The sequence below is a fragment of the Streptosporangium sp. H16 genome (assembly GCF_051918855.1).
Taxonomy (GTDB): Bacteria; Actinomycetota; Actinomycetes; order Streptosporangiales; family Streptosporangiaceae; genus Streptosporangium.
In genome coordinates, this window is record NZ_JBPXMD010000006.1 from 186,022 (window position 1) to 212,845 (window position 26,824).

Annotated in this window: 23 protein-coding genes; 12 read left to right on the forward strand and 11 right to left on the reverse strand. The window is 71.0% G+C overall.

Translation table 11 applies throughout. The annotated features are described in order from the left end of the window. Positions 1-126: 126 nt before the first annotated feature. The 3 genes from ACTOQ2_RS12645 to ACTOQ2_RS12655 all read right to left on the reverse strand — a co-directional run bounded on the left by ACTOQ2_RS12645 (position 127) and on the right by ACTOQ2_RS12655 (position 3,879). Complete coding sequence (locus ACTOQ2_RS12645; protein WP_440099774.1) at positions 127-1,047, reverse strand: hypothetical protein; 921 nt, start codon at positions 1,045-1,047, stop codon at positions 127-129. Continuing rightward, complete coding sequence (locus ACTOQ2_RS12650) at positions 1,034-1,585, reverse strand: RNA polymerase sigma factor (protein ID WP_440070938.1); 552 nt, start codon at positions 1,583-1,585, stop codon at positions 1,034-1,036. The genes ACTOQ2_RS12645 and ACTOQ2_RS12650 overlap by 14 nt, the downstream gene beginning before the upstream one ends. Positions 1,586-1,695: 110 nt before the next feature. Beyond that, on the reverse strand, positions 1,696-3,879 hold the full coding sequence (locus ACTOQ2_RS12655; protein ID WP_440099776.1) for an ATP-binding protein: 2,184 nt from the start codon (positions 3,877-3,879) through the stop codon (positions 1,696-1,698). Positions 3,880-4,287: 408 nt separating this feature from the next. On the opposite strand from ACTOQ2_RS12655, the gene ACTOQ2_RS12660 reads away from it, so the two are divergent. From ACTOQ2_RS12660 to ACTOQ2_RS12680, 5 genes are all read left to right on the forward strand, one after another. Continuing rightward, complete coding sequence (locus ACTOQ2_RS12660) at positions 4,288-4,998, forward strand: class I SAM-dependent methyltransferase (protein WP_440070936.1); 711 nt, start codon at positions 4,288-4,290, stop codon at positions 4,996-4,998. A 247-nt stretch (positions 4,999-5,245) separates the two neighbouring features. Further along, entirely contained in the window at positions 5,246-5,755 is a 510-nt protein-coding gene (locus ACTOQ2_RS12665; RefSeq protein ID WP_440099777.1) for a hypothetical protein, read from the forward strand. A gap of 154 nt (positions 5,756-5,909) precedes the next feature. Next, positions 5,910-6,596, forward strand: coding sequence for a response regulator transcription factor (locus ACTOQ2_RS12670; RefSeq protein ID WP_440099778.1), 687 nt, complete (start codon positions 5,910-5,912; stop codon positions 6,594-6,596). After that, positions 6,596-8,005 carry a sensor histidine kinase gene (locus tag ACTOQ2_RS12675; RefSeq protein WP_440099779.1) on the forward strand — a complete coding sequence of 470 codons (1,410 nt, stop codon included), beginning with the start codon at positions 6,596-6,598 and terminating at the stop codon, positions 8,003-8,005. Before ACTOQ2_RS12670 ends, ACTOQ2_RS12675 begins: the two co-directional genes overlap by 1 nt. A 213-nt stretch (positions 8,006-8,218) precedes the next feature. After that, positions 8,219-8,419 (forward strand): hypothetical protein, encoded by a 201-nt coding sequence (locus tag ACTOQ2_RS12680; protein ID WP_440099781.1) that lies wholly within the window; start codon positions 8,219-8,221, stop codon positions 8,417-8,419. Between the two features lie 122 nt (positions 8,420-8,541). On the opposite strand, the gene ACTOQ2_RS12685 is transcribed toward ACTOQ2_RS12680, so the two are convergent. The 3 genes from ACTOQ2_RS12685 to ACTOQ2_RS12695 form a co-directional block, all read right to left on the reverse strand. Then, a complete protein-coding gene (locus ACTOQ2_RS12685; protein ID WP_440099782.1) occupies positions 8,542-9,687 on the reverse strand; it encodes an acetyl-CoA C-acetyltransferase in 1,146 nt (381 codons plus the stop codon). 183 nt (positions 9,688-9,870) lie between these two features. Beyond that, positions 9,871-10,698, reverse strand: coding sequence for a class F sortase (locus ACTOQ2_RS12690; RefSeq protein ID WP_440099783.1), 828 nt, complete (start codon positions 10,696-10,698; stop codon positions 9,871-9,873). 13 nt (positions 10,699-10,711) lie between these two features. After that, the gene (locus ACTOQ2_RS12695) at positions 10,712-11,626 is read right to left on the reverse strand and encodes a hypothetical protein (protein WP_440099784.1); all 915 of its coding nucleotides are present in this window, start codon (positions 11,624-11,626) and stop codon (positions 10,712-10,714) included. 860 nt (positions 11,627-12,486) lie between these two features. Between ACTOQ2_RS12695 and ACTOQ2_RS12700 the strand changes: the two genes are divergently transcribed. The 6 genes from ACTOQ2_RS12700 to ACTOQ2_RS12725 all read left to right on the forward strand — a co-directional run bounded on the left by ACTOQ2_RS12700 (position 12,487) and on the right by ACTOQ2_RS12725 (position 19,833). Continuing rightward, positions 12,487-13,161 (forward strand): DUF2291 family protein, encoded by a 675-nt coding sequence (locus ACTOQ2_RS12700; RefSeq protein WP_440099785.1) that lies wholly within the window; start codon positions 12,487-12,489, stop codon positions 13,159-13,161. Next, positions 13,158-14,750, forward strand: a complete 1,593-nt coding sequence (locus tag ACTOQ2_RS12705) for a sugar ABC transporter ATP-binding protein (RefSeq protein ID WP_440099786.1) — start codon at positions 13,158-13,160, stop codon at positions 14,748-14,750. The genes ACTOQ2_RS12700 and ACTOQ2_RS12705 overlap by 4 nt, the downstream gene beginning before the upstream one ends. 86 nt (positions 14,751-14,836) lie before the next feature. After that, positions 14,837-15,859 (forward strand): ABC transporter permease, encoded by a 1,023-nt coding sequence (locus ACTOQ2_RS12710; protein WP_440099787.1) that lies wholly within the window; start codon positions 14,837-14,839, stop codon positions 15,857-15,859. 256 nt (positions 15,860-16,115) lie between these two features. After that, positions 16,116-16,706, forward strand: coding sequence for a 2Fe-2S iron-sulfur cluster-binding protein (locus ACTOQ2_RS12715; protein WP_440099788.1), 591 nt, complete (start codon positions 16,116-16,118; stop codon positions 16,704-16,706). Continuing rightward, entirely contained in the window at positions 16,703-17,734 is a 1,032-nt protein-coding gene (locus ACTOQ2_RS12720) for an FAD binding domain-containing protein (protein WP_440099789.1), read from the forward strand. Before ACTOQ2_RS12715 ends, ACTOQ2_RS12720 begins: the two co-directional genes overlap by 4 nt. Further along, complete coding sequence (locus ACTOQ2_RS12725) at positions 17,731-19,833, forward strand: xanthine dehydrogenase family protein molybdopterin-binding subunit (protein ID WP_440099790.1); 2,103 nt, start codon at positions 17,731-17,733, stop codon at positions 19,831-19,833. Before ACTOQ2_RS12720 ends, ACTOQ2_RS12725 begins: the two co-directional genes overlap by 4 nt. Before the next feature lie 121 nt (positions 19,834-19,954). On the opposite strand, the gene ACTOQ2_RS12730 is transcribed toward ACTOQ2_RS12725, so the two are convergent. The 4 genes from ACTOQ2_RS12730 to ACTOQ2_RS12745 all read right to left on the reverse strand — a co-directional run bounded on the left by ACTOQ2_RS12730 (position 19,955) and on the right by ACTOQ2_RS12745 (position 24,825). Further along, positions 19,955-21,016 carry a glycerophosphodiester phosphodiesterase family protein gene (locus tag ACTOQ2_RS12730; protein ID WP_440099791.1) on the reverse strand — a complete coding sequence of 354 codons (1,062 nt, stop codon included), beginning with the start codon at positions 21,014-21,016 and terminating at the stop codon, positions 19,955-19,957. 601 nt (positions 21,017-21,617) lie between these two features. Beyond that, on the reverse strand, positions 21,618-22,340 hold the full coding sequence (locus tag ACTOQ2_RS12735; protein ID WP_440099792.1) for a hypothetical protein: 723 nt from the start codon (positions 22,338-22,340) through the stop codon (positions 21,618-21,620). Between the two features lie 202 nt (positions 22,341-22,542). Further along, positions 22,543-23,376: a class F sortase gene (locus ACTOQ2_RS12740; protein WP_440070919.1), complete on the reverse strand. Its 834-nt coding sequence runs from the start codon at positions 23,374-23,376 to the stop codon at positions 22,543-22,545. Between the two features lie 12 nt (positions 23,377-23,388). Continuing rightward, positions 23,389-24,825, reverse strand: a complete 1,437-nt coding sequence (locus ACTOQ2_RS12745) for a hypothetical protein (RefSeq protein WP_440099793.1) — start codon at positions 24,823-24,825, stop codon at positions 23,389-23,391. A 260-nt stretch (positions 24,826-25,085) separates the two neighbouring features. On the opposite strand from ACTOQ2_RS12745, the gene ACTOQ2_RS12750 reads away from it, so the two are divergent. Next, positions 25,086-26,231, forward strand: a complete 1,146-nt coding sequence (locus ACTOQ2_RS12750) for an acyl-CoA dehydrogenase family protein (RefSeq protein WP_440070917.1) — start codon at positions 25,086-25,088, stop codon at positions 26,229-26,231. A 194-nt stretch (positions 26,232-26,425) separates the two neighbouring features. On the opposite strand, the gene ACTOQ2_RS12755 is transcribed toward ACTOQ2_RS12750, so the two are convergent. After that, a complete protein-coding gene (locus tag ACTOQ2_RS12755; RefSeq protein WP_440099794.1) occupies positions 26,426-26,719 on the reverse strand; it encodes a hypothetical protein in 294 nt (97 codons plus the stop codon). Positions 26,720-26,824 lie beyond the last annotated feature (105 nt).

A 26,824-nucleotide genomic window follows, 5' to 3' on the forward strand; every position in this document is an offset into this window, starting at 1 on the left:
CCGGCTCCGACGCGCCACGCGAACCGCCGGCCGCCAGGTGTCCGGCCGGCGGACCCGAGCGGGCGATCCCCGGCCGCGACGCGCCGCGCCACGCGGCCGGTCGGCCACCAACGCGCCGGGTCGGCGTCAGCGGACCGAGCGGGCGATCTCCAGGGCGCGGCCGAGCTCCCCGACGCCCTCCAGGCGCAGGCCGACCCGCCCCCGCTGCCAGATGAGGGTGGGCCCGGCCGGACGAGGACGGATCGCGGCCTGGCCGCCGCTCCTGGGCAGATAGGTGAGGCCGTGGTGGACCGGGATCCACTGCGCCCGCGAGGCGCCCACGCTGGTCTCCTGCGGCCAGGGCGGGCCGAGCTCCTTGCGGAAGACGAGATGGAGGCTACCGTCGTACTCGTCCAGTCTCAGGCCGGGCCAGAACAGTGACACCACCCTGCCGCCGTCACTCGTTCTGACCTCTGTGGGAGCGCCGAGCGCGGCCGGGAGGGAGATCGGGAACGCCACCTGTTCCCGGGCCCGCTCCAGGGTGACCCGCCGCTCGCCGGGCAGCGGCTGGGGCACCCCCGAGGGGAGCGGCCCCGGGCCGCCGGTCCTGAACTCGACCCCCGCGAAGCGCAGGATCTCCGCGACCGCCGCCCTTCCCGCGGGCGTCGCCCCCAGCAGCAGGGCGACGAGGATCGCGACGGCGGCGACCGCCGCCCGCCGGCGTGCCCGGCCGCCGTCCCGCAGCGTCTCCCACCCGCGCCGGAGCGCGCCGGGGACACCGGGGACACCGGGGACCGCGGGGACCGCGGGCGCCTCGGGGACACGCGTCCCGGGAGCGGCGGTTCCAGGGGCCGTCGCCGGTGTCTCGGGGACGGGTGTGCCAGGGGCCGGAGTCTCGGTGACCGGCGTCTCAGGGGCCGGGGTCTCGGTGACCGGCGTCCCGGAGGCGAGGGGTGATTCGAGGCGGGCCCGTACGGCCCGCGCGACGTCGGCGGGGGGCGGGGACGGGACGTCGAGGGACTCGCCGAGGGCGAGGAGCCGGGCTTCGAGGTCGTCAGGTGAGGTCACGGGCCACCTCCTCGCGCAGACGGGCCAGGCCGCGGGAGGTCCGCGACTTGACGGTACCGACGGGAAGGTCGAGCACCTGGGCGGTCTCGGCCTCCGACAGCTGTAGGAAGTACCGGCAGACCACGGTCTCGCGTTCCCGTTCGGGCAGCGTACGCACCGCGTCGAGGAGCCGCGCCCTCCGGTCGGTCGCCACCGCCGCCTCCTCGGGCCCCTCGCCCGGCTCGGGAACGGCGTCCGTGAGCCGCGCGGCCAGCCTGTCGCGGCGTCCGCGGGAGCGGGTCAGGTTGTGCGTCTCGTTGGCCACGATCCGCAGCAGCCAGGGGCGGAAGTGCGCGTCCCTGCGAAAGGAGGCCAGGTGGCGGTGTGCCTTGACGAACGCCTCCTGGACCACGTCCTCGGCCTCGTCGGCGGCCCCGAGCATGGCCGCGGTGCGGTGCGCGATCGCGCTGTAGCGGGTGACCAGCACCTCGTAGGCGTCCAGATCACCGGCCAGCGATCGGGTGATCGCCTCGTCGTCGTCCGTCGGGGGCTCCTTCACGGATGTCGTGAGAGATTCCACCGCATACGAGCCGTTTGCGGAAGCCCCTGTCCGCGGGCGCGCTGAATCGCCCGCCGGGGGCGGGTGGCCTTCAGGGGCGCCTTCGGCGGTCAGTGGAGGGCATAGGCGACCGCCGCGTCCGGGTCGGCCTCGTAGCCCTCGGCGAAGACCGCGTCATAGGTCTCGTCGCCGAGCAGCTGCCTGGCCGTCCGCTCGGCGACGGTCCTCGGCTCGGACATGCCCTCCGAGCCGAAGCCCGTGAGCCCGAAGGTGGCCCACAGCCGCACCCCCGCCCCCTGGAGCCTGGCCGTGCGCCGGCCGTCGCCCTCGACCGCGGCGATCACCGCGAGCTGGTCGACCGCGAGCGCCACCCCGGTGGCGTCGCGCAGGCGCCACTTGACGTCGAGCGACTGGCGGGCGGCCTCCGCCGCCTCGGCCACCCTGCCGAGACCCAGCTGGGCGATGGACAGGACGTAGTCGCCGCAGGCACGGGCCCAGCGCTCGCCGCGCGCGTCACAGAGCCGCTGCACCTCCTTGAGCACCGAGACCGCCCTGTCGAACTCGCCGCGCCAGGTGACCGCCATCGCCGCGGTCACCAGGGCGAGGGGTTCGCTGACCGTGGCGGCCTCGGCCCGGCGGAAGTACTCGCGGACGAGCTCGACGCGGGGTTCGACGTCCTCCAGGGCGCCGGAGCACAGGGAGCTGCTGGCCAGCCGGAGCTGGGCGTGCCCGGCCGCCGCGTAGTCGCCCCAGTCGAGGGCCGCCGACAGCGCCGCCTCCGCCCGGCGGCGGCCCAGCTCCAGCTCTCCCCTGGCGATGGCCACGCAGCCGTCGGCCCACAGGAGCCGGGGCAGCCCGGGATCGGTGACGGGAGCCGCCTCGATCGCCCGCGTCATGTGGTAGCGGCCCTCGTTCAGCCGGCCCAGGCAGAACCAGAGGATCCAGAGCGTCCCGGCGAGCTCGACGGACGTCGGGGAGTCGGGGTCGAGGGCGAGGCGGAGGTCGGTCATGGAGAAGGCGAGCCTGGCGGCCCACTCCTCCTGCCCGGGGCCGTACCAGTCGGCCTCGGCCCTGCGCGCCAGGTCGAGGTAGTGGTAGCGGTGCCGCCGCACCAGCCGGGCCTCCTCGCCGAGCAGGGCGAGCCGCTCCCTGCCGTACTCCCTGACCGTGGCGGGCAGCCGGTAGCCGCCGGGCACGCGGACGAGGAGGAACCTCTCCGCCAGGCTCGCCAGCAGGCCCGGTACGTCGTCCAGGTGCTCGTCGCCGCACACCCACTCGGCGGCGGCCGTGTCGAAGCCTCCCGCGAAGACCGAGAGCCTGGCCCAGAGCAGGCGTTCCCGCGGGGCGCACAGCTCGTGGCTCCAGCCGATCGCGGCGCGCGCGATCCGGTGGCGGGGGATCCGCGCCCGGCCGTGGAGGACCTCGAAGTGGTCGTCCAGGTGATCGGCGAGCCGCTCCACCGGCAGGGATCCCAGCCATCCGGCGGCCAGCTCGACGGCGAGCGGTACGCCGTCCAGCCGCCGGCAGATCCTGGCCGCGGCCTCCGTACCGGCCCGGGTCGTCTCCAGGCCGGGCGCCGCGATCCCGGCCCGATCGAGGAAGAGGCGAAGCGCGTCGTTCTCCTCCGGTTTCTCCAGCTCCTTTGGCTCCTTTGGGGGCTCCTTCTCCGGCTCCGACCTTTCCGTTCCCGCCCTCTCCGGCGTCCTCTCCGCCCCCGGACCCTCCGGCGCCGTGGTCAGCGGCTCCGTACCCTCCGGCGCCGTGCCTTGCGTCCATCGGGCGACCGCCCCCGGGCCGGGTGCCGCGAAGGGCTCGACGGGGAGCAGCGTCTCCTGCGGCAGTCCGAGCGGCCGGCGGGAGGTCGCGATGATCCGTACGCCGGGTGCCGCCGCCAGGATCTCCGTGACGAGGTCGCGGCAGGCAGGCAGGAGGTGCTCGCAGGCGTCGAGGATCAGCAGGAGTCTCCTGCCCGCGAGGAACTCGACGAGCGTCCCGGTCTGCGACCGCGCGGACCGCTCCGGGAGGCCGAGGACGGCCGCGACCGTGTGGGCGAGCAGATCGCCGTTGCGCTCGCCGGAGAGCTCCACCAGCCAGGTGCCGTCGGGGTGGTGCTCCTGCCGCTCCCGCGCGGCCCTGACCGCTATTCGCGACTTGCCGATGCCCCCGGCACCGGTGACCGTGGTCAGCGGCGTGCCGGCCAGGAGCTCCAGCAGCCGCCGCACCTCGCGTTCCCTGCCGATGAAGCCATTCGTCTCCGCGGGCAGGTTCCCGCGCCACCATTGGGTCTGTTCCATCGATTCGTGCTCCTTTATCCGCTCACCGTGAATCGCACCCTTTCCAAATCACGAACCGGCCGGACCGCCATTTCCCAGGGGGGTTTCCTTGTCCCCCGGTGCAAATCTCCCCGCCGGGTCGAGGCCGAACTTCCCCCGTACGGCGTGAACCGTGGAAATGCTGGTGCTTTATCGCTGATTCGGCGGAGCCGGTAATCAGGGTGGGGCACGGGGCGCGCCGCCCGGCGGATCCGGCCGATGCTCGCCGCCGAAAGGGCTCGTCAGGGAGGGGCGACACCGGCCGTGAAGCGTTTGAGGGGCCGCCGCGAGGGAAGCGCCACTAGACTCTGGCTGTCCCTGGCCGTGGCCTCGCCGCGGCCTTTCCGTAAGCGAGCTGGACGGAACCGCATGTCTGGGTATGACCGCGTAGTGCAACCCGCGGCCGGTGACGAGGCCCTGGAGAACCACCTGGGTGGGGACGAGGCCAAGAACTACCGGCAGTACGAGCTCGACATGGTCGCCCCGCACGTGGGCCGGTCCATGCTGGAGATCGGCTCCGGGCTTGGCCACTTCGCCGAGGCGTTCCTGCCTCGCCTCGACCGGCTGGTGGTCAGCGACTTCGACCCCTACTGCGTGGAGCAGCTGCAGAAGCGTTTCGAGGGCCGCGACGACATCGACGTGCTCCAGTTCGGCCTGCCGACCGAGATCCCGATCGGTGAGAAGGTCGACACCGTCGTGATGATGAACGTCCTGGAGCACATCGAGGACGACGTCGAGGCCCTGCGCTCCCTCGCCAAGGTCACCCTCCCCGGCGGCCGGATCGTCATCTGGGTGCCCGGCTACATGCAGCTGTACGGAGACTTCGACCGCAAGGTCGGCCACGTCACCCGATACACCCCCGCCACCCTGCGCAGCACGGTCTCCAAGGCGGGCCTGGACATCGACGTGCTCAAGCCGATCAACTTCCTGGGCGGCATCGCCTGGTGGGCCGCCGTCCGCCGCGGAGGCGTCGGCTACCCCGACCCCCGTCTGGTCAAGATCTACGACCGCACGGTCGTGCCCCTGACCCGCTTCATCGAGCGCTTCGTCCGCCCGCCGTTCGGGCAGACCGTCTTCTGCGTCGCCCGCGTACCCAAGTAGTCCCGGGCGAGCGCCCCGTAGCCCACAGCGCCTCCCTAGCCCACATCGCCCGCAGTGCCCACAGTGCCCACGGTGACCCGCGCGCGGTGTCGCTCCCGAAAAGGAGCGGCACCGCGCGCGGCCTTTTCACGGCTCTACGGTTCCACTGCTCTCAGGGAATTCCCAGGATCCTCCTTCGAAGATCACAGCTCGAGACGATTGCCTGATCGGCGTCTCCCCGTCGGGAGACGTTCCCGGAAGGACCACCATGAAGAGGAAACTGGCACTCGGCGCCGCGGCCATTACGGCGTCGATCATGCTGACGGGCTCCACCGCCTGGGCGACCGGCACGGCTCCCCCGGTGCCGACCGGCGTGACCGCCATCGCCGACCAGCTGCTCAAGGCCGACTCCACGCTTCGCGGGCCGCGGCTGCGCTCCCACTACAACCTGTGGGTGGTCGGCATCCACGGACGGGCCACCGTCAGGGACAAGAAGTCGGCGTTCATCGACTACACCTGGCAGCGAGGTGTGATCACCGCCAAGGGTGAGAACAAGCTGACCGTCAAGAGCAAGGACGGCCTCGTCTGGAACTGGAACCTCGACACCTCCACGAGGTTCCGCAGGCTCGGCGCCCGCGCCGACCTGACCAAGCTGGTCGTCGGGGACGGGGTCTTCGTGATCGGCGTCCCCACCTCGACCGACCCGACGGCCGCCGCGGTGTTCGTACCGCGTGACCGCGCCCTCCTGGACCCGCCGGTCACCACTCCGGGGAGCTGACCGGAGGCTCCGGAGGCCCGGCGGAAGCTGACCGTGAAGCGGTGGGATCACCGAGATGCGCCGGAATTCCACCGCTTCGCGGCGGCCTCCAATTGAGGACTAACAGCTATGAACTGGGACGAAGTACGGATCGGTAGGCAAGAATGGGGCCTCCATGAACGAGCGCACCATCCTCGTCGTCGAGGACGACCCCAACATCCGTGACATCGTCGAGGTCGCCCTGCGCTTCCACGGCTTCGGGGTGACGGGCGTGGCGACCGGCGGGCAGGCCCTCGACGCGGTGGAGGGCGGCTCCCCCGCGCTGATCGTGCTCGACGTGATGCTTCCCGACGTCGACGGTTTCGAGGTGTGCCGGAGGATCAGGGCCGCGGGCCTGCACACCCCGGTGATCTTCCTGACGGCCAGGGACACCTCCACCGACACCGTGCGCGGTCTCACTCTGGGCGGCGACGACTACGTCACCAAGCCCTTCTCCGTCGAGGCCCTCGTCGCCCGCGTGCGGGCGGTGCTCCGCAGGACGGCCGTCTCCGACGACCTCGGCGGGACGCTCAGGGTGGCGGACCTGGAACTCGACGAGTCACGCTGGGAGGCGCGGCGGGCCGGAGTCGCTCTGGACCTCTCCCCCACCGAGTTCCGGCTGCTCGCCTTCCTGATGGAACATCCCGGACTTGTCCTGACGAAGCGTCAGTTGCTGGAACACGTCTGGGGCTACGGGGGTTCGTCGCAGGTCGTCGAGACCTACATCTCCTATCTGCGCCGCAAGCTCGACCCGCTCGGCCCACCGCTGATCCACACCCAGCGCGGAGTCGGGTACGCGCTGCGCCCGCCCCGGGGCACCTGATGTCGCTCAGGGCACGACTGCTCGCGGGCCTGCTCGCGGTGAGCACGGCCCTGCTGGTGATGCTGTCCATCGTGAGCGTCCTCGTCCTGCGCGGGCACCTGATGGAAAGACTCGACGGGCAGCTGCGGGCGGCCACCGCGACCGCCGCCAAGCGGATCGTCGCCGCCCCCGGCGGCCAGCTCGCGCAGACCCTGACCGGGTCCACCTACGCCGTGGCCGCGATGAACCTCAACTCGGGCCGGGCCAGGCTCGTCAACGGGGACGCGCCCGCCGCCGCGACCGTACCGCGGCTGGTGGAGAGCCTCGGTGCCGCCCGTCTGAAGGCCCAGGCCAAGAGCGGGGAGGCGTTCGTCCTCGACACGACGGGCGACCAGCGCATGATCGCGCGGGTGGCCGAGGCCAGGCAGGGCAACCGGCTGGTGGTCGTCGCCGTCCCGCTGGAGTCCGTCGAGGCCCCGATCCGGCGGCTCGTCATCGCCGAACTGCTCACCGGCGGCGCGCTGATCCTGGTGCTGGCGCTCGCCGGCCGCGCCCTGATCACCAGGGGGCTCTCACCGCTGGCCAGGATCGCCGGGGCGGCGTACCGGATGGCCGGGGAGGGCGACCTGTCGGTCCGGATGCCCGAGGGCCCCTCGGAGGTCGGACGGATCGGCACGGCCGTGAACCTGCTGCTCGACCGGATCGCGGAGGCCTTCAGGGATCGCTGGGCGTCGGAGGAGCGCGTCCGCCGCTTCGCCGCCGACGCCTCGCACGAGCTGCGGACCCCGCTGTCCACCATCCGGGGGTACGCCGAGCTCTACCGGACCGGGGCGCTGCGCGCCGAGGACATGCCCAGGATCATGGGCAGGATCGAGGACGAGGCCACCCGGATGGGTGATCTCGTCAGCCAGATGCTCGACCTCGCCCGCCTGGACAGGAACGCCGGGCTCCAGCTCACCGAGACCGATCTGGCCTCGGTGGCGCGCGACGTGAGCGCGGACTGCACGGCCATCGAGCCGGAGTCGCCGATCGTCGTGGACGCCCCGGAGTCGCTGACCGTCACCGCCGACGAGGCGAGGATCAGGCAGGTCCTCGTCAACCTCCTGGCGAACGTGCGGGCGCACACCCCCACGGGGACGACGGCCACCGTGCGGGTCGCGCGGCGGCCGTCCGGCGGTGCGGTGATCGAGGTCTCCGACGACGGCCCCGGGATGTCCGCCGAGCAGGTGGACAGGGCCTTCGACCGCTTTCACCGGGGCGGGGAGCGGACGCCCGACGGTGCCGGGCTGGGACTGTCGATCGTCAAGGCGATCGCCGACGCGCACGGCGGCGGCTGCTGGATCACCTCGGCCCCCGGAGAGGGCACCCGCGTTCACGTCGAGCTTCCCGAGCGCCCCGTCCCCGCGGGGCCGGCCGGTCTCGCCGGGTGAGCGCGGCCCTGAACCGGCGGCGAACAAATCGGTTGCACGCCTCGGTGGACAGCCGTATGTTCGACCGCATGTGGACTAACTCCTAGGAGCCGGCGTCGATCGGTCCTCGCCGATCCGCCCGCACTCAGCCCTCTGGCCCCGTTCGTCCGACGCGGCAGCTGAGTCGTCCGACCCGGGATCTCACCGCGTCGTCACATTCTTCAAGGAGTCCATATGCGAATTCACGCTGCTCACGAACTCGCGCAGAAGCGCGGCGGGAAGTCCAAGACCGCCAGAACCACCAAGACCGCCAAGCCCCGCACCCCGCTCCCCGAGCACGTCGTGCCCCCGGCGCCCCGGCACCTGCCGATGCCCCCGGCGCCGATGAGGCCGACCCACCAGCCGCGCCGGATCCCCGGCAAGGGCGGCCGCTGACCCGCGGGCCCCGTCGCGAAAACGCGAAAGGCCCCGGTCCTGGAATCCAGGACCGGGGCCTTCCCCACCTCACGGACGCCCCGTGAACACTCAAATGCCCCGGGTGCCCCGGGGCGCCGGCGTCACAGACGCTCGATGATCGTGACGTTGGCCTGGCCGCCGCCCTCGCACATCGTCTGCAGCCCGTACCGGCCGCCGGTCCGCTCCAGCTCGTGCAGGAGCTTGGTCATCAGGATCGCGCCGGTGCCGCCCAGCGGGTGGCCCAGGGCGATCGCGCCGCCGTTCGGGTTGACCTTCGCCGGGTCGGCGCCCAGGTCGTTGATCCACGCCAGCGGGACGGGGGCGAACGCCTCGTTGATCTCGGTGACGTCGATGTCGTCGATCGACAGGCCCGCCCTCTTCAGCGCCTTCTGCGTCGCCGGGATCGGCGCGGTCAGCATGTAGACCGGGTCGTCGCCGGTGAGCGCCAGGGTGACGATGCGCGCCCGGGGGGTCAGGTTGTGGTCGTGGACGGCCTGCTCGGAGGCGATCAGGATCGCTCCCGAGCCGTCGGAGATCTGCGAGGAGGTGGCGGCCGTGATCATGCCGTCGGGCTTCAGCGTCTTCAGCGACGCCATCTTCTCCAGCGTGGTGTCCGGGCGCGGGCCCTCGTCGTCCTCGACACCGTTGATCGGGGCGATCTGGTCCTTGAAGTAGCCGTTCGCGACGGCCTTCGAGGCCCGCTGGTGGCTCTCGTACGCGAACAGCTCCAGCTCCTCGCGCTTGAGACCCCACTTCTCGCACATGAGCTCCGCGCCGCGGAACTGGGAGATCTCCTGCTTGCCGTACCGCTCCACCCACTTCTCCCCGAACGGGAAGGGCATGCCCTTCTCCAGGGCGGCGGTGATGCTCGACCCCATGGGGACGATGCTCATGGATTCCACCCCGGCGGCCACGACGAGGTCCTGGGTGCCGGAGAGCACCCCCTGGGCCGCGAAGTGGATCGACTGCTGGGAGGAGCCGCACTGGCGGTCGATGGTCACGCCGGCGACGCTCTCCGGAAGGCCCGCCGACAGCCACGCGTTGCGCGCGATGTCCATGCTCTGCGGGCCGAACTGCATGACACAGCCCATGATCACGTCTTCGACCGCGGACGGGTCGACGCCCGTACGCTCGACGAGCGCGCCGAGGGTGTGCGCGGCCAGATCGGTGGGGTGGACGGTGGACAGACCGCCCTTCTTCTTGCCGACGGGGGTGCGGACCGCCCCGACGATGTACGCCTCTGCCACAGTGCCTCCTGCTTGCGGAACCGAGCTGCCTGCGAAACCGAGCAATGTTCGGTTAGTAGGAGGTTACAACAGAACTTTCGCCCGCGCCCTGGACGGGAGCGGCGCGCACGGCGGCGAGGATGATCGCGTCTTTCCCCGAACACCGAAGGAACCCGAGACCCGGCCCCGGCCCGAGCGGCCCGTTCAGGCCTTCTTCGTGCTCGTCATGGTCGCGTAGGCGATGACGTTGTCGGTGTAGTGGCCGGTCGCGCGGTTGTAGGTGCCGCCGCAGGTGATCAGGTGCAGCTGGGGGGTCGGCGACCGGCCGTACACCCGCTGGGTCGGGAACACCGACTTCTCCGCCTGCTCCAGGCCGCCCACGGTGTAGACGGCGATGATCCCGTCCTTGCGGTGCACCTCGATGACGTCGCCGTTGCGGATCTCGTCGAGGCGGCTGAACACCGCGCTTCCCGAGCGCGTGTCCTTGTGCCCGAGCATGATCGCGGGACCCGCCTCGCCGGGGGTGGGTCCCGAGCGGTACCAGCCGACCAGGTTCGGGTTGCCGACCGGCGGTACCTCGATGGCGCCCTTCCTGTCGAGCCCGACGGACCTGACCGGCGCGTTGACCCCGAGCCGCGGGATGACCAGGCGCACCGGGGACGAGGGCTGCATGGCCGGGGCCGCGGGCAGGCTGGGCAGGGGCGGCGGCGCGGTCGGGGGCGCCTGGAAGTAGGGGTTCGCCGGTGCCGCCGCCAGGTCGCGGGGCGGCAGCGTGGTGCGCTGGTCGGCCAGACCGTACTCCTCGGGCGAGGCCAGCATGTAGAGCAGGCCCACCAGCACCGTGACCACCCCGGCGATCCCGGCGAGGATGAGCACCGACCGCATCATCCGGCCGCCGGGGGGCTCCTCGTACGGCGGGCCGTACTGCTGGTGGGGGCCCGGCGGCGGGTACGGCGGCTGGACGGGGACCGGCCGGTAGTGCGGCGGCGGCCCCGGAGGCGGCCAGCCGCCCGGCGGCGGCGGGGTGGTCATCCGGCCACCCCGATCAGCCGCGACCGGCGGTGCGACGCCGCAGCACGAGCCCGCCGATTCCGGCGAGGGCCACCGTCAGCACACCGCTGAACATGATCATCCGAGCGTCGGGACCGGCGTCACCGCCGCCGCCCGTGGAGGCGGCGCCCTTGGGGGTCTCGTCGATCTGCTCGTCGGAGTCGGGGTCGGGTACCGGGTCGGCGGTCCTGGTCCGGGTGACGGTGATGGTCGGCGTGGGGGTCGCGCTGGCACTGGCGCTGGGGCTGGCACTGGCGCTCGGGCTGGCACTGGCACTGGCACTCGGGCTGGCGCTGGGGCTGCCCGTCCCCACGGTCACCCGCAGCGCGGCGGCGGAGACCTGGGCGGACGCCTGGGCGTCGACCACGAGGTCGCAGTTCAGCAGCTCGGTGGGGGAGGTTCCCGCCGCGGAGTCGAGGAACACGGTGAAGGAGTCGGGCTTGAAAACCACGACGCCGGTCGCGCTAGGAGTCACAGTGACCATCAGCGTCGGCAGGGTGAGCGGCTGGCCAGCCGTCATCGTCGCGGCTGGAGCGGTGGCGGCGAGCGAGCGAAGGTCGGAGGGAGTCGCGAGGACCGCCGCGGGAGTGGCGTCGATCCGCATGTCCGCGTCGATGACGAGAGACAGGGGCGTGGTGACGGCCACCGGCGCGGTGAGGGGGGTGGGCGGGGCGACCTTCCATGTCGCCATGATGGGCGAGTTCGTCACTCCCGCCGCCGGACCGGTGAGGTCCATCTGGAGCGTGTATGTCGCCGCCGCCCCACCGGGGGGCGTGCAGGTGTAGGCCACCGGTTTGGGGGCGGCGTAGATGGAGGCGAGCGCGGGAAACGCACCGAAGATGCCTGCGCCCGCCGTAGCGATCACAGCCGTCTTGACCGCGACGCGCAGCCGCGTCTTGGACTTCAGCACAGTTTCTCCTCGTTCCAGCTTGATCGACCGGTCTCACACCGGCCGCCGAGGCTTACAGGTTGCGGTCAAGGTTCGGCATAGATCCTACGAACACAGACCGCGCCACGCGAGCAAGTCGGCTAAACGGACACAAATTCCCATCTATCCCACAGCAAACGACACCGTACATCGGTAAAGCCCGTCATGGCAGGTCGGGTCGTGCCCCGGCCGGACGAGGAACGCGCGGAAGACACCTCCCGGAGCCCGTCCGAGACTCCCGCCGCGAATCCGGCCGCCCGGCAGGCGGGCGGCCCGGGGTTGGCAATCAGTGTCCGGATATATGGAAAAAACCAGGTCAAAACTGGTGTCGCCCCACTTAAAGATCACCCTACGGAACCCCCACCGGGCAGGGTGGAACCTACGGTGGGCCCGATTCGGACGCTCCGAATATCTGTTTGGGTTGTTGAGATATTTCATCGACACACCCACCGTGGTCATCGGCCCGTTCATCTGACCGGGGCCTCGCGTTCGCCCGCGAGGTCGCCGCGCGGGCTGGACGGCGTCCGGCGACTCGACCGGTTCCCGTTCGGGAAGGATTCGGTGGAAGGCGTGCGAACGGGTATACGGGGCATGAAGAGCATCACCGCGCCCTCGGCCCGGTGGGTCGCGAGGATCACTTCGCCGCCCCGCGGGTGCGAGGACTCCCCGGCGGCACGCCGCGTCGTCCGAAGGGTTCCGCCGAACGCCTTCGCCGAACAGCGACGATCATCCCCGGGCTCTCCGGTAAGCCTTCCCCCGCCCGGCCGCGAGCACCTTCCGGGGCTCTCCCCCAGCGGATGGATCAGCGATCACCTTGAGGTTTCCCCATTGGAAGGATTGAGATGAGCACGCCGGTTGCATCGCGGGCGCGCGGCGGGCAGGTGCCCCGCCGGAGGATCCCGGCGAAATGGATCGCCGTCGCCCTGGCGGTGGCGCTCCTGGCGGCCATCGGGTTCAGCACCCAGTACCGCTCGGCGGAGTCCGTCGCGGCGGCGGGTCCCCGGCGTTTCGACCCGGCCGCGTACGGAGCGCGGACGTACGAGGACAAGGTCGTGCCCGCGATCGAGAGGAAGGCCGTCGAGCTGCCCGTACTGGTGAAGGCCATGAACGCCGACGCGGAGGCGGCCGGGAAGCAGTACGGCGTCCGGCACGGCAACGGCCCCTACACCTTCGCGGTCGAGGGCGTCGGCACGGCCGGGACGGTGAGGTCGGGACTGATGCACGTGACCGTCCCCGGCCTTCCCCCCGACACCCGGGTCTCACTACAGGTCGGTCCGATCATCAACGGCACGGCACTGCGGGACGCGGTGGGGTTCATCACCTTCGGGCAGTTCCTCGACCAGGTGGAGTACGCCGACGCCGCCACCGCGCTGAACGACCAGATGCGGGAGAAACTTCTCAAGAATTTGGACGTGCCCCGGCTGGAGGGCAAGAAGATCTCCTTCGTCGGGGCCTTCAGCTTCCTCACCCCCTCCGTCGTGACCATCACCCCGGTCTCGATCAAGGAGATCGCGTGAGGACCCCGACCACCACCGTCCTGAGCGCTCGCGACGTCACCAAGGTGTACGGCGACACGCACGTGCTCCGGGACGTCGACTTCGACGTCGCCGCCGGCCGGGTGACCGCGCTGTTCGGCGAGAACGGGGCCGGCAAGTCGACCCTGATGAGGATCCTCTCCGGGATCGAGCACCCCACCACCGGCCATGTCGAGCTCGACGGGGAGCCCGTCAGGTTCGCGTCGCCCCGCGACGCCGCCGACCAGGGCGTCGCGATCGTCCACCAGGGGCTCAACCTCTGCCCCAACCTGAGCATCCAGGACAACCTGTTCCTGGCCAGGGAGATCCGCGGGGGCCGCTGGGTGATCGACCGCTCGTCCCAGCGGGCCACCGCCGCGGCGGTCCTCCACAGCCTGGAGGAGTATCTGGATCCCGACCGGCTGGTCGGTGACCTGACTCCGGGCGAGCAGCAGATCGTCGAGATCTCGCGGGCGCTCCTCCAGGAGGCGCGGGTACTGATCATGGACGAGCCCACCTCGGCGCTCACCGCCCCGGAGGTCAAGGCCCTGTTCCGGGTCATCAAGGAGCTGGCCTCGAACGGCGTGGCGATCGTCTACGTCTCCGCGCACCTGGAGGAGGCGCTGGAGATCGCCGACGACGTCGCCGTACTGCGTGACGGGCGGCTGGTCGCCACGGCTGACGCCGACAACGTCGGCGTTCGGTGGGTCGTGGAGCGGATGACCGACCGCGACCAGGGCGACCGGTTCCCGCGCTGTGCCGCGGTCGCCGGGGAGGAACTGCTGACCCTGCGCGACCTCGTGGTGGCCGACCCGGCCAACCCGGGCCGCCTCGCCGTCGACGGCCTCTCCCTGGCCGTGAGGGAGGGCGAAATCGTGGGGATCTACGGGCTGACGGGCTCGGGCCGCACCGAGTTGCTGGAGGCGCTCGCCGGCCGGATCCCCTCGCAGTCGGGCCGCATCCTGCTCTCCGGCACCCCGCTGGAGCGCGCGGGGATCCGCGACCGGGTCGGCCTGGGCATGGTCCTGGTCCCAGGGAACCGGCGGCGCGACGGCCTCGTCCAGACAATGTCGGTCGGGGAGAACCTCTCCCTGGCCGGGCTGGGCGCGTTCGTCCGGCGGCTGCTCCTCTGCCGTGACCGCGAGCGGGACGCCGTCTGCCGGATGATCACCGACATCACCGTCGGGACGGGCGGCACGGAGGCGTCGGTCGCGTCGCTGAGCGGCGGCGACCAGCAGAAGGTGGTGATCGGCAGGGCGCTGCTGACCGCCCCGCGGGTACTCCTGCTGGACGAACCCTCGCGCGGCATCGACGTCGGTGCCAGGACGGACATCTTCGAGCTCATCGCGGCACAGGCGGAACGCGGCCTGGCCGTCCTCTTCACCACGTCGGACGCCGAGGAGGCCCTACGCGTCCCCGACCGCCTGCTGGTGCTCGCCCGCGGGGTCCTCGTCGGCGAGTTCCGGCGCGGCACGACGACCCGGGAGGAGCTGCTGAAGGTCTCGAGCGGCAGCACCTCCACCGACATGGACATCGCCCCTGACATCGATCGGGACACCGGCACGAGCACGGCCAGGGACGGTGCGGGGTGACACCTCGGGAAACGCCCCCCGCACCGGCGCCGCCAGGTCACTCTCCGCCGGGGAAGGCCACAGCCGAGGCCCGCCGCCTCTCCCTGGTGAACGGTCTGTTCGAGCTGCGGGCGCTCATCGCGCTCGTGGCCATGATCGTGGTCTTCGGCCTGCTGTCGGACACGCTCCTCTCCGCGCCGAACCTTCTCATGGTGGCCAAGCACATCGCGATCAACGCGGTGATCGCGCTCGGCGTGCTGCTGGTCGTCGTCAGGGGCGGCATCGATCTGTCGGTGGGCTCGATCGCCGGGCTCTCCGGGGTCGTCGCCGGCGAGTTGCTCGAAGGACTCGAACTCGGGTTCGCCGACGCCTTCGCCTACCCGCCCGTGTGGGGCGTGATCGTGCTCTGCGTCGCGGTCGGCATGCTCGTCGGCCTGGTGAACGGCGTCGTCATCACCCGGTTCAAGGTGCCGCCGTTCATCGCGACGTTCGGCATGCTGTACGTGGCGCGGGGAATCGCGCTGCTGATCTCCGACGGCTCGACCTATCCCAATCTGGACGGCAACCCCGAGCTGGGCAACACCGGCTTCGAGGTCCTCGGCAACGGACGCCCGCTCGGCCTCCCGGTGGCGATCTGGATCGCGATCCTCCTCGCCGTCGCCGTCGCGCTGGTGCTCACCAAGACGCCCTTCGGACGGTGGCTGTACGCCGCGGGCGGCAACGAGCGGGCCGCGGAGCTCTCCGGGGTCCCGATCGACCGCGTCAGGACGGCCGTGTACGTGATCTCCGGTGGCTGCGCCGCGCTCGCGGGTCTCGTCGTCGCCTCGGAGCTGGCCTCGGCAACGCCGCTGGCCGGTGAGACGTACGAGCTCAACGCGATCACCGCGGTGATCCTCGGCGGCGCCGCGCTGGGCGGGGGGCTCGGCACGGTGCGAGGCGCTCTCATCGGGGCCTGTGTCGTCGGCCTTCTCGCCGAGAGCCTGGTGCTCATGGGCGTGTCGGAGTTCTGGCAGATCGTCATCAAGGGAACCGTGCTCGTTCTCGTCGTCATGCTGGACCAGGGCCGGCGGCGGTTCCAGCGGCGCGGGGCCACCGCGTCGGCGATGGCCGCCGGCAGGCGACCGGGCTGACGCGGCCGTACGGCCGCGTCAGCCCGGGGCGGGGCCAGGGCTCAGGCCCCGCCCCCAGCCGCCCCCAGCCGCCCCCAGCCGCCCCCGGCCGCCCCCGACCACCGCGGCCACCGGTTCGTGCCAGGCCGGGGTGTCACCGGTCTTGGCGGCCCCTTGGTTCCCCCGTGATTCTCGAAGCACCACGATTGCCGCTTCTTTTGGATTTTCAGATTAATCACAAATCCCCCCATCATTGGGGAATTGACAGGATAAACGCATGGCAGTCGAAGCGTTCAGCAGCGAGATCACGCTGCGCATCAACGGTGCCGACCACTCCGTCTCCCTGGACAACCGGGTGACCCTCCTGGACGCGTTACGGGAGCATCTCGGGCTGACCGGGACGAAGAAGGGATGCGACCACGGGCAGTGCGGGGCGTGCACGGTCCTGCTGGACGGCCGCCGGGTGAACAGCTGCCTGACGCTCGCGGTCATGGCCGCCGGGCAGGACATCGTCACCATCGAGGGGGTGGCCGGCCTGGCCGGCGCGAACGATCTGCACCCCGTCCAGCAGGCGTTCCTCGATCACGACGGCTTCCAGTGCGGCTACTGCACGCCGGGCCAGATCTGCTCGGCCATCGGCGCGCTCGACGAGGCGGAACGAGGCTGGCCGAGCCACGTCACCGAGGACGTCACCGCGGGCGTCGCCTCCAGCGGCGCCCTGGACGCCGAGGAGGTCCGCGAACGGATGAGCGGCAACCTCTGCCGCTGCGGGGCGTACGCCGGAATCGTCGAAGCCGTCCTCGACGCGGCCGGCGGGGGAAGCCCGGACCCGGTTCTCTCCGGATGGAATCCCGGGAGCGCGCGATGAGGCCCTTCACCTACGAGCGCGCCACCGACCCCGGCGCCGCCGCCACCGCCGTCCTCGGCGGCACCGGCACGATGTTCCTGGCCGGCGGTACCAACCTCGTGGACCTGATGAAGCTCGGCGTGGTCGAGCCGGCGACGCTGGTGGACATCACCCGGCTGCCGTACGACCGGATCGAGCACCGGGCCGACGGCGGCGTGCTCATCGGCGCGATGGTGCGCAACAGCGACCTGTCCGGCGACCGGGGCATCAGGGAACGTTTTCCCGCGCTCTCCCAGTCGGTGCTGGCCGGGGCCTCCGGGCAGCTGCGGTCGATGGCCACCACCGGCGGAAACCTGCTGCAGCGCACCCGCTGCCCGTACTTCCAGGACGTCACCAAGCCGTGCAACAAGCGCGAGCCGGATACCGGCTGCTCGGCGATCGGCGGCGACCACCGCGACCTGGGGGTGATCGGCACCTCCGTCGCGTGCGTGGCCACCAACCCCTCCGACATGGCGGTGGCGATGGCCGCCCTCGACGCCGTGGTGCACATCAGGCTCGCGGGAGGCGACGAGCGGGCGGTCCCGCTCTCCCGCTTCTACCTGCTGCCCGGCGACACGCCGGACCGGGAGACGGTGCTGGAGCCCGGTGACCTGATCACCGGGATCGAGCTGCCCCCGCCCCCGGACGGCGCGGCGATGCTGTACCGCAAGGTCCGCGACCGCTGGTCCTACGCGTTCGCGGTGGTCTCGGTCGCGGCGGTGGTCGCGACGGAGGCCGACGGCTCGCTGCGGGAGATCCGGCTGGCGCTGGGCGGGGTGGCCCCCGTGCCGTGGCGGGCCCGGGAGGCCGAGAGGATGCTGGCCGGCCACCGGCCGACCAGGACGCTGCTGCTGGCGGCCGCGGATGCGGAGTTCATGGCGGCGCGCCCCCTCCCGCGGAACGAGTTCAAGATCGGACTGGCCGGCGACCTGATCGCGGCGAGCGTCCGAGATCTCACGAAACCGACGGGGTCCACGGGGAACGGCTTCACTCGGGAGGAGCGGGGATGACCACTCTCGACAAGGTGGTGGGCGGGGCGCCGGTCAGGATCGAGGGACGCGACAAGGTCACCGGCGTGGCCCGCTACGCGTACGAGTACCCCGTACCGGACGCCGTCTACGTCTGGCCGGTGCAGTCCACGATCGTCCGGGGGCGGGTGCGCTCCGTCGACGGCGCCGCCGCGCTGGCCCTGCCGGGGGTGATCGCCGTGCTGGACAGCGGCAACGTCTCCCGGCTGCGTCCCGTGCAGGACGCCGAGCTGGCCGTCCTGCAGTCGGCCGACGTCGCCTACCGGGGGCAGATCGTCGCGGCCGTGGTCGCGAACACCCTGGAGGGGGCCCGCGAGGCGGCGTCGGCCGTGCGCGTGGACTACGAGGAGGAGGAGTACGAGGTCGTGCTGGATCCCGGAAGCCCGCGGATCTCCTTTCCGGAGAAGGTCAACGCGGGTTTGACGGGGACGGTCGAGTGGGGTGACGCCGAGAGCGCCCTGGCGGCGGCGCCGGTCGGCGTGGACGCCGCCTACACGACCCCGACCGAGCACTCCACCCCGATGGAGCCGCACGCCACGATCGCGTTCTGGGAGGGCGAGACCCTGACGCTCTACAACGCCGACCAGGCACCGTGGGTGTCGGCGACCGCGATCGCCCAGCTGTTCGGCCTTCCCGAGAGCGCGGTGAGCGTCGTCGCGGACCACGTCGGCGGCGGTTTCGGGTCGAAGGCGGCGACCCGCCCGCCGACCGTGCTGGCGGCGCTGGCCGCCCGCGCCGTCAGGCGACCGGTCAAGGTGGCGATGACCCGGCAGCAGATGTTCGCGCTCGTCAGCTACCGGACACCCACCGTGCAGCGCGTACGCCTGGGGGCCGAGCGCGACGGCAGGCTGACCGCGGTGTGGCACGACGCGCTCCAGCAGAGCTCGAAGCTCGTCGAGTACACCGAGCAGACGGTCTCGCCCAGCCGCGTCATGTATGCGACGCCCAACAGCCACACCGTCCACCGGCTCCTGCGGCTGGACGTGCCGACCCCCTCGTGGATGCGCGCTCCCGGCGAGGCTCCGGGGATGTTCGCCCTGGAGTCGGCGATGGACGAGCTGGCGTACGCCCTCGGGATGGACCCCGTCCAGCTGCGGATCGTCAACGAGCCTTCGGCCGACCCCGAGTCGGGACTCCCGTTCAGCAGCCGCAACCTGGTCGCCTGCCTGCGTGAGGGGTCGGCACGCTTCGGCTGGGCCGGGCGCGACCCCACGCCGGGCGTCCGCGAGGACGGCCGGTGGCTCGTCGGGACCGGCGTCGCGTCGTCGACCTACCCCGTCTACACCAGGGCGTCCACCGCGGCCGCCTATGCCGAGCCCACGGGCAGGTTCGTGGTCGAGATCGCCGCGGTCGACATCGGCACCGGCGCCCGCACCGCGCTCACCCAGGTCGCCGCCGACGAGCTCGGCGTGCCGATGGACCGGGTCACGGTCAGAGTGGGCCGCAGCGTCTTCGGCCCCGCGGCACTCGCCGGGGGGTCCATGGGCACCTCCTCCTGGAGCTGGGCGGTGAGCAAGGCCTGCCGGGCGCTGGTCAAGGATCTCGACGAGCGGTCCGGCGTGGTCCCCCCGGAGGGCCTGGGGGCACGGGCGGACACCGCCGAGGACCTCGCCGTGTGGAAGCGTTTCTCACGCCACTCGTTCGGGGCGCAGTTCGCCGAGGTCAAGGTGAACCTCGACAGCGGACAGGTCCGTGTCGAGCGGCTGCTGGGGGTCTTCGCGTGCGGCCGGATCATCAATGCCAGGACGGCGCGCTCGCAGTTCCTCGGCGGCATGACGATGGGGATCTCCATGGCCCTGCACGAGGCCCTGGAGCTGGACCCCCGGTTCGGCGACTTCGTCAACCACGACCTGGCCGGGTACCACATCGCGGCGAACGCCGACGTCCGCGGGATCGAGGCCCACTGGATCGACGAGCAGGACGACGAGCTCAACCCGGTCGGTGCCAAGGGCATCGGCGAGGTGGGGATCGTCGGCACCGCCGCGGCGATCGCCAACGCCGTCTTCCACGCCACCGGCTTCCGGCAGCGGGACCTGCCGATCACCCTTGAGCGGGTACGGGCGGCCATGCGGGCCGGATGACGGGGGGCGCGTCGACCGACCGGACCCGGCGCGCGCAGGTCCTCGCCGCCACCCGGCGGCGCCACGCGAGATCCGACCGGCGCGCGTCAGCCTCTGGTGCGAAGCCGGTCCCGTACGGCCGTCAGCCTCTGGTGCGAAGCTGGTCCCGTACGGCGCGCGCCAGGCCGGGGTCGTCGGCGATCACCCCGTCCACTTTGAGCCTGCACAGGTGCTTCAGCCACCTCCTCACCTCTTCGGTGGCGCGCCCGCCGGAGGTGTCGCCCCTGAGTTCCGCCCGGAGCCGCGCGGCGAGCTTGCGAACCGTCGTGGCGTGGACCAGGAGCCCTTCTTCCTGGGCGTTCCTGACCAGCGCGGCAGGCGAAACCGGCCTGCCGTCGAGACCTCCGGGATCACCGGGACCGATCCGCTTGGTGACCACCCCGATGCCGTCGGCGTACTCGGCGACCTCCCGCAGCCCCTCCGGGGTGACCATGTCGTCATAGGTGAGCGGGTCACCGGTGCTCGCGAGGTCGTACGGGGCGCCGGTGGCGCCGACGAACTGGATGAGCCGCAGCCGCGTGAGGGGACGCAACCGCTTGAGGTTCCTGGTCTCGAAGGACTGGATGAAGGCCGGGTCCCGCTCGTCGTCCCAGCCGTACCGCGCGAAGGTCTCCAGCAACGGCTCCTCCAGCGGCAACCCGATCGAGGCGAAGTAGGAGGGGAACTTGGTCTCGGCGTAGACGCCGACCCCGTGCTTCTGCGCGAGCTGGACCACCTCGTCGAGCGTCGGGATCCGCTCTGTCCCGTCGTAGGCGGTGTTGTCCCGCCGCTCCTTGGGGAAGCGCTCCCTGGCGCGGAGGGTACGCAGTTCCTCCAGGGTGAAGTCCTCGGTGAACCAGCCGGTGTGCCGGATGCCGTTGATGACCTTGGACGTCCTGCGGTCGGCGAACTCGGGATGTCTGGCGATGTCGGTGGTCGCCGAGAGTTCGTTCTCGTGCCGGGCGACCAGCACGTGGTCCTTGGTCGAGACGAGATCGGGCTCGATGTAGTCGGTGCCCATCGAGATGGCGACCGTGTACGCGAGAAGCGTGTGCTCGGGACGGAACGCGCTGGCTCCACGGTGTGCGATGACGATCGGCGCGACCTCGTGGCGGCCGAAATGCCTGGCCTCCGGGTTCGCGGCATGTCCGGCCGCCGAACTCACGGACCGTCCGTCCGTGGAGCTCGCGGGCCGCTTGGCCGTCGAGGCAGCGGATCCTTCGTCCGCGGGACTCGCGGATCGCGTGCCCGTCGAATCAGCGTGGTGGAGGGCACCGATCGCGGCGACCCCTATGAGTACGGCCAGCACACCGGCCCGCGCCTTGCTCACCTGTGTACACCCCTCGCTCTGCTTCAGCGGGGGAGACACATTCGCATAAACGGCTATACCCGGACCGGACATACGATTAACGATCAGAAGCGATTCTGACTGAGATAAGAGCACATGACCATCTCCTGAGGCATTTCCCCGGATGTGTCCCGGTATTGTCGGCCACAAAAAAAGAGTGAGCGATCAATCACTCACTCCTCGGGGCGGGAAGGGGAAACCCGGGTCAACAGGCGGCTACGCGTCCCTGTTCCCGGGCCTGGTCTCGGCCTCACATCCCCGCATCCGCCTCAGGCGGCGATCCCGGCACCATACGGACCTCGGACGGCGAACCGGTGGCTCACCGGCCCCGAACTCGGACGGCGAACCGGCCCTCCACCCGTCCCGGCCGCCGAACGGGCACCGTACCGGCTCCCGGCGACGGGCGGGTGTCCTCGCATCATCGCCCGCGCCCGCTCCGTCCCTCACCCGACCAGCCGTTTCCGTGCCGGTGTCCCCGCCGGTATCCGTACCTGTGACGATGGCGCCGCTCGCCTTGCCCGGCCCACGCCGGCCGCGCGAACTCCCGATCCCGATGGCGCCGGGCGTCGGACCCGTGCCGCCCGAGCCCGTCGCCCCCGCGCCATCCGGCCTCCGGACCTCTCCGCCAGAACCCCTGGTCCCTGTCGCGCCCGAACTCCCGGTCCCTGTCGCGCCAGAACCCCTGGTCTCCGTCACGCCCGAACTCCCGATCTCTGTCGCGCCAGAACCCCTGGTCTCCGTCACGCCCGAACTCCCGATCTCTGTCGCGCCCGGATCTCGGCCCCTCGTCGCGCTCGCCGCCCGGACCGCGCCGCCCGAACCCGAGGTCGCCGTGGCGTTCCCGCCCCGGGTCCCATCGCCCGGCCGCCCTGGCCCGGTGCCGCCCGCCGTCCGAATTTCTCGGCCGCCCGAAGCCCCAGTTCCCCTTGCGCTCGATGCTCGTCCTCGAGCGCTCGGCCGTCCGTCCCCCGTTGCCCCAGTTCTTGGTCGTCCAGCCCCCGGCATGCTTCGGCGTCGAGTGCGCGGGACGCTTGGCACCCCAGCCCGAGGATCGCTCGTTTCCCGACTTCGGGTGCTGGACCGCGCCGAGAGCGGCGACCCCTATGAGTACGGCCACGACCCCGGCCCGCACGATGCTCACCTGGGCACACCCCCGCCTTCTGATCATTCGGGGGGTTGTCTCCTGTTGTACAACTCCCTACCCGGATCGCCGGGGAGGCTAACGATCAGCGACGGGCGACGAAGGGGCCGTGACCTGCCGGTCCGGCGAGCACCGCGCTCGATTCGGGGAGCACCGCGCCCGGCTCGCGGGCCAGACGGTACGGCGAGGTCAGGCGGTGCGGTCAGGCGCGACGGGTCTTCGACAGGGTCGCGTAGACGATGATGTTGTCGGTGTAGTGACCGGTCCTGCTGTTGTAGACACCACCGCAGGTGATCAGCCGCAGGGTCGCCTCACCGGTGTTGCCGTAGACCCGCTTCGACGGGAAGGCCGCCTTGCTGACCTGTTCCACCCCGTCGACCGTGAACTCCGCGAGACTTCCGTCGGACCGGGAGACCTTGATCTTGTCCCCGCGCTTGACCTCCTTCAGCCGGCTGAAGACGGCGGCGCCTTTCTTGGTGTTCACATGCCCGAGCACCACCGAGGGCCCCTGCTGCCCGGGAATCGGGCCGTGCTTGTACCAGCCCGCCTGGTTGGGCCTGCTCAGCGGAGGCGTCTGGATCTCCCGCTTGGAGTCGACGCCGAGCGCCATCAGCGGGGCCAGCACGCCGATCTTCGGGATGGCCAGCCGCCGGGGCTTCACGCCGTCGCTCTTCAACGGCTCCGGAGGCATGACCACCGGCAGCGGCGGCGCCGCCGTGGGCGCGGCGGCCGTCAGAGGGGCGTCGAGCCCGCCCGGCCCCACGGAGGAAGGCGTCACTCCCGCCGGCTGCTGGCCGGCGGCCGGGACCTCCTGGATCTGGATGTTGCTGTCCGCCGCCTGTGGCACGGGCGGGCCGTACGGCTCCTCCTCCAGCGCCGGAGTCAGGTACGCGAGCAGACCCGCCATGATCGCGGCCACCCCGCCGAGCGACCCGGCCACGAGGAGCCCGGCCATCAGCATGCTCCCCTTGGGCTTGGGAGCCGGGCCCCGGCCCTGATAGGGGTCGGGACCGCCCTGCACGGGTCCTTGATACATCCGGCGCCTCCTTCAGCTGTCCCTCTGGCCGCGCGCGTGTGCCGCCCGCCGCCTCATCAAGACCACACCGCCCAGTGCGCTTCCCGTCACCATCGCCGTGCCCGCGCCGAGAAGCCCCAGCCCGGAGCCTCCCTGAGGAGCCTCACCGGTCTGCGCCCCGCCGCTGGGGGTGATGATCACCTGCGGCGCGGTGGGGGTGGGCCTGGTGGGGGTGACGGTGGCGGTCACGGTCAGGGTCGGCTTGGGCGTCGAGGTGGTCGTGCTCCTGGTGGTGCTGTTCGTCCCGCCGTCCTGGTTGCCGTTCTGGTTGCCGTTCGAGCTCGGGGTGGGCGTGGGCGTGGCGGTGGGGGTGACCGTGGGAGTGACGGTGGGGGTGATCGTGGGGGTGAAGGAAGGGTCCGGGGTCTCGGAGATCGACGGGCTGGGCGAAGAGGATCCGCCCGGCTCGGAGATGGTGACGTTCACCGAGACCGGCGCGCTGACGAGCGTGCAGGTGGCCCGGTAATCGGCCGGCGGGTTCGCCAGCTCCTTCGTGATCACCCGGAAGGCGTCGACCTGCGCGAACTTGCCGGCCTCCAGGTTCGTGACCTTGATGGTGTGCTCGCCGTACTTGAGGCCGTTGAACCTCCACAGCGTGAGCCCGCCCTGGTGCGCGGCGTTCGTCGGCGTGCCGTCGGGGTTCTTCGATGCGTCGATGGATGACGGCGTGGCGTCCTGGTTGTCGATTTTGAACCCGACCTGCCCCGCCTCCGTGCTGCGCCGGGCGATGTACTCGATCCCGGTGCCGGTGAACGTGAAGGTGGCGAAGGAGTTGACCTTGTCCGTACGGTGCAGGTCGCGGCCGTAGTCGCCGATGCTCAGCGGCTCGTCGTCCAGCTCGTACCAGTCGCCCGCCCCGTGGTAGCTCACCTGGGGGTCGTCGTTGTTGACCATGACCTCACCGGCCGGAGGCATGAAGTCCACAAACAGCTTCCGGGGGCTGACATTGACCGTGCCCGCCTGGGCGAGGTGGGCGGAGTCGGAGATCCCCTCGGGGAGCTTCAGGATCTTTCCCGGCTGCAGCTTGCCCGGCTGTTCGACGAAGCCCTTGGGCTGCAGCTCACCGACCCAGCTCCCGGAGAGCTGCACGTTCCCGGTGACGAAAACCTTACCCCCCGGGCCGAAGTAGCCCGGGGAGCCGAACCGGGCCGGGGTGCCGTTCTTGTAGTTGAGGGCCCAGCCGATGTTGAGCGGCTCCCCGACCGTGAGCGTGGTGGGAATCGACACCTTGGTCCGGAGGTTCACCACGCTGCCTCCCAGGGCGATCCCGCCCGTACAGCTGTAGTCGACCACGAGTTCGGCATTGCTGGCACCGGACGCACCGGTGGGCAGCGCGACCAGCGCGCCGCCGACAAGGCACAGGGCCGAAACCGCGAGAGACCTACGGAGCCCAGATCGCCACCGAACCACCACACACTCCGATCACGAAGGCTGCCGTCAACAGGCATACCCATAGCACACCGAGGGTAGATCGTACGGTTTCTACCATCTTCGCCGCAGCGAGATCGCGGGTGGATCCGAAGACCGTGGCGCACTTGTGATCTGGATGTACCTCTCCATACCTCTACACATCGCACGAATGCGCCGGGTCCGGGTGTACCTGCTGGTAACAGAATCGTATTCTGTGTCACGAGTCGTCATGAGCCGTCGCGAGTCCTAGGAGGCACACCATGCAGCGAGACCTCTTCGAGGAGGAGCACCAGCTCTTCCGGGAGACCGTGCGCGAGTTCCTGGCCCGCGAGGTGGCGCCCCACCACGACCAGTGGGAGAAGGACGGCATCGTCCCCCGCGAGGTGTGGAAGAAGGCCGGAGAGATCGGGATGTTCGGCTTCGGGGTGCCCGAGGAGTTCGGCGGAGCCGGAATCACGGACTTCCGCTACAACGCGGTGATCGTCGAGGAGGTCATCGCGATCGGCGCGTCCGGCCTGGGCTACTCGCTGCACAACGACGTGATGGCGCCGTACTTCGTGGACCTCACCAACGACGAGCAGAAGGCCCGCTGGCTGCCCGGGTTCACCTCCGGCGAGCTGATCACGGCCGTCGCGATGAGCGAGCCCGGCGCGGGCAGCGACTTGCAGGGCATCAGGACGACCGCCGTGCGCGACGGCGACCACTACGTGGTCAACGGCCAGAAGACCTTCATCACCAACGGCATCAACTCCGACCTGGTCGTCACGGTCGCGAAGACCGACCCGGCGGCGGGCGCCAGGGGGATCTCGCTGCTCGTCGTCGAGCGGGGCATGGAGGGCTTCACCCGGGGTCGCAACCTGGAGAAGATCGGCATGCACGCCCAGGACACGGCGGAGCTGTTCTTCGACAACGTCAGGGTCCCCGCGGCCAACCTGTTGGGCCCCGAGGAGGGGCAGGGCTTCTTCCAGCTCATGGCCAACCTGCCGCAGGAGCGCCTGTCGATCGCGGTGATGGCCGTGGCGGCGGCGGAGACGGTCCTGCGGACGACCATCGAGTACTGCAAGAGCCGCACCGCCTTCGGCCGGAACATCGGCAGCTTCCAGAACACCCGGTTCGTGCTGGCCGAGCTGGACACCGAGGTGGACATCGCCCGCCTCTACGTGGACAAGTGCATCCTGGCCCTCAACGCCGGGGAGCTCACCGCCGTGGACGCCGCCAAGGCGAAGTGGTGGACCACGGAGCTGCAGACCAAGGTCATCGACCGCTGTCTCCAGCTGCACGGCGGCTACGGCTACATGATGGAGTACCCCGTGGCCAAGGCCTGGGTCGACAGCCGCGTCCAGACCATCTACGGCGGCACCACCGAGATCATGAAGGAGATCATCGGCCGCTCCTTCGGTTTCTGAGACCGGCCTCCGACACGGCTTTTCGAGACCGTCTTCCGAGATCGGCCTCTCGACCGGCCTTCCAGTCCGGCTTCTGGGCCGTCCTCCACGAGGCGCCGCCCAGGCAGCAGAGGACAAGGGACGAGAGACAGCCCCGCGAGACACCGCCGTCCGCGCACTACCGAGACGGCGGTTCCCCGCGATCAGCCGGATCCTCACTCCTCGGTGATGTCCTCGATCTGCACGGCCACCCCGTCCTTGATCGTCACCTTGGCGAAAAGGGCGCCGCCCTTCTCGATCGCCTTCTGCAACTGCTCCACCGAGCAGCTGTACGGGGCCTCCCCCTCCTCGCAGACCAGCCCCCGCGCGTCGCGCACGACCGTGTACGGCAGCAGGAGGGCTCTCACCTCCCGGTCGCTCTCGGAGGTCACCGTGATCCCGTCCACCCCGCGCTGGGCGATCTGCCCCCTTATCGTGGCGTCGACGTCCCGGCTCCCGGAAAAACTCACCGATGGTGACGCCGTGACGAGGGCGTCGTCGTCCGCCGACGCGGAAGTGGACGGAGAGGGCGTAGAGGACGGAGAGGGAGTGGCGGAGGCCACGGGGGACGGGGA

Coding starts and splice junctions, on each gene's coding strand:
- ACTOQ2_RS12655 (WP_440099776.1), bottom strand. CDS start 3,879: ATGGAACAGACCCAATGGTGGCGCGGGAACCTGCCCGCGGAGACGAAT.
- ACTOQ2_RS12665 (WP_440099777.1), top strand. CDS start 5,246: ATGAAGAGGAAACTGGCACTCGGCGCCGCGGCCATTACGGCGTCGATC.
- ACTOQ2_RS12670 (WP_440099778.1), top strand. CDS start 5,910: ATGAACGAGCGCACCATCCTCGTCGTCGAGGACGACCCCAACATCCGT.
- ACTOQ2_RS12675 (WP_440099779.1), top strand. CDS start 6,596: ATGTCGCTCAGGGCACGACTGCTCGCGGGCCTGCTCGCGGTGAGCACG.
- ACTOQ2_RS12680 (WP_440099781.1), top strand. CDS start 8,219: ATGCGAATTCACGCTGCTCACGAACTCGCGCAGAAGCGCGGCGGGAAG.
- ACTOQ2_RS12690 (WP_440099783.1), bottom strand. CDS start 10,698: ATGACCACCCCGCCGCCGCCGGGCGGCTGGCCGCCTCCGGGGCCGCCG.
- ACTOQ2_RS12700 (WP_440099785.1), top strand. CDS start 12,487: ATGAGCACGCCGGTTGCATCGCGGGCGCGCGGCGGGCAGGTGCCCCGC.
- ACTOQ2_RS12715 (WP_440099788.1), top strand. CDS start 16,116: ATGGCAGTCGAAGCGTTCAGCAGCGAGATCACGCTGCGCATCAACGGT.
- ACTOQ2_RS12720 (WP_440099789.1), top strand. CDS start 16,703: ATGAGGCCCTTCACCTACGAGCGCGCCACCGACCCCGGCGCCGCCGCC.
- ACTOQ2_RS12725 (WP_440099790.1), top strand. CDS start 17,731: ATGACCACTCTCGACAAGGTGGTGGGCGGGGCGCCGGTCAGGATCGAG.
- ACTOQ2_RS12740 (WP_440070919.1), bottom strand. CDS start 23,376: ATGTATCAAGGACCCGTGCAGGGCGGTCCCGACCCCTATCAGGGCCGG.
- ACTOQ2_RS12750 (WP_440070917.1), top strand. CDS start 25,086: ATGCAGCGAGACCTCTTCGAGGAGGAGCACCAGCTCTTCCGGGAGACC.